Source organism: Microbacterium karelineae, from assembly GCF_009745985.1.
GTDB lineage: Bacteria > Actinomycetota > Actinomycetes > Actinomycetales > Microbacteriaceae > Microbacterium > Microbacterium karelineae.
The window spans coordinates 1-365 of record NZ_WFIX01000133.1 but is presented as its reverse complement, the minus strand read 5'-3'; the positions used below and the strand labels follow the sequence as shown (position 1 = coordinate 365).

At 44.4% G+C, this 365-nt stretch carries 1 protein-coding gene; it reads left to right on the top strand.

What is annotated here, in order from left to right; translation table 11 throughout:
- Positions 1-365 (top strand): MIP/aquaporin family protein (locus GB932_RS22230; protein WP_197517220.1); only part of this gene is annotated, 365 nt, incomplete at both ends.

Sequence of the window (365 nt, the reverse complement as noted above, 5' to 3'; positions counted from 1 at the left end):
CTTATATTGTTAGGCAACGGTGTTGTAGCCAATGTTGTCTTAAAAGATACGAAAGGAAATAATTCCGGATGGATTGTTATTACTACCGCATGGGCACTGGCCGTATTTGTGGGAGTAACCGTTGCAGGGCCAATAAGTGGGGCCCATCTGAATCCGGCTGTAACCATTGGTCTTGCGACAGCAGGAAAGTTTTCGTGGGACCTGGTTCCCTCTTATATTGCAGCCCAAATGATTGGAGGAATGCTGGGTGCATTTTTAGTGTGGCTGTTTCATAAAGATCATTTTGCCATTACAGAAGATGAAGGTGCAAAACTGGCATGTTTCAGTACAGGTCCGGCCATCAGAAAAACATCTTCCAATCTTAT